2 protein-coding genes are annotated in these 1,454 nt (G+C 79.4%); both read right to left on the reverse strand.

The features are described 5' to 3' along the window. The coding region (locus tag ACWEVO_RS36435; RefSeq protein WP_452311933.1) for a helical backbone metal receptor at positions 1-704 on the reverse strand (704 nt) is incomplete at its 3' end. 49 nt (positions 705-753) lie between these two features. Then, on the reverse strand, positions 754-1,305 hold the full coding sequence (locus ACWEVO_RS36440; protein ID WP_452311934.1) for a hypothetical protein: 552 nt from the start codon (positions 1,303-1,305) through the stop codon (positions 754-756). Between the last annotated feature and the right edge of the window lie 149 nt (positions 1,306-1,454).

Raw genomic sequence — 1,454 nt, forward strand, 5'->3', positions numbered from 1 at the left:
GTGGCGAGCTGGGCGGCGAGCAGCGCCGGCGCCTCGGCGAGCGAGGGCCCGTACCAGGTCAGGTGCCGGCCCGAGACCAGCGCCGCCGGTACGCCGGGAAAGGCCTCCGGGCCGTCCTCGGCGGTGAACCGGTACGGCTCGTCCGGCAGCACCACCAGCTCCGGCCGCCGGGCCCGCAGCTCGGCCAGACCCGGGCGGGGATAGCGCTCCTCGTGGTCGCCCCACTGGTTGGCCACGCCGAGCCTGCGCAGCACGTCACCGGCGAAGGTGTCCCGGCCGAGCACCACCCAGGGTCGCCGCCACACAGGCACCACCGCCGCGCGGGTCGGCGCCGGCGCCGGCAGCGCGTCCCAGGCCCGCCGGGCGGCCCGCAGCCACTCCGGTTCGCCGGCGCCGAGCGCGGCGGCCAGCTCGCCGAGCTGGGTCAACGCCTCCGGGACGGTACGCGGAAAGGTGACCCGCACCGGCACGCCGGCGGCGTGCAGGGCCTCGGCGTCCGCGCGCCGGTTCTCCTCCTCGTTGAGCAGCACCAGGTCGGGCCGGAGGGCGAGCACCCGGTCCAGGTCCGGGTACTTGCTGCCGCCGACCCGGGCGACGTCCAGCCCGGCCGGGTGGGTGCACCAGTCGGTGGCGCCGACCAGCACCTCGGGCCGGGTCAGCGCCACCGCCTCGGTCAACGACGGCACCAGCGACACCACCCGCACGGCGGCTCCCTTCCTCGGGGTCCCGCCCATGGTCGCCCATCGGCGCCGGTCACCGTCCGGGCTGGTCCAGCAGCGCCGTCACGTCGAGGTGCGCGGGCCGGCAGCCGACCGTCGCCGCGAACCGGCGCACCGCGGCGTCGACCTGGTCGCGGGCGGCGGCCACCTCGGCGTACGGAGCCAGGCGCAGCTCCACCCAGACGTCCGGCCGGGCCGCCGGCCCGGTGAGCACCACCCGGGCCGCCCGGGTCCCGGGCGACCGGAGCAGGTCCCGTTCCAGCGCCTCGGTCAGCACCCCGCCGGCCACCCGGGTACGCCCGCCCCCTTCGCCGGTCCGGGCCAGGGTGCCGGCGAGCCGGTCCGGCACCCGCAGCGCGGCGACCAGCAGCCGCCGGCCGAGCAGGGCCAGCAGCACCCCGGCGACCGCGGCGGCCAGCGGACTCCACGGCGTACCGGCCCGCCACCAGGCGAGCGGCCCGGCACCGAGCAGCGGGGTGTCCCCGCCGGGCAGCCGCCCGCTGCCCACGGCGAGCGCGGTCCCGCCCGCCGCCACCAGGAGCAGGGCGACGACCGTCCAGAGCAGCCGGTGGGCGGCGTTGCTCACGTCGCCCGCCGGGCGGGTAGGAGCCGGACCTCGATCCGGTGCCGGTGCGGGGCGGCCAGCCGGTCCAGTTCCCGCCGCAGCGCGAACTCGACGTCGGCGCGGGCCGCCGGGTCGCCAGTGGCGGTCACCCGGGGCCGCCAGGCGTCGCC

This window comes from Micromonospora sp. NPDC003776 (assembly GCF_053605645.1).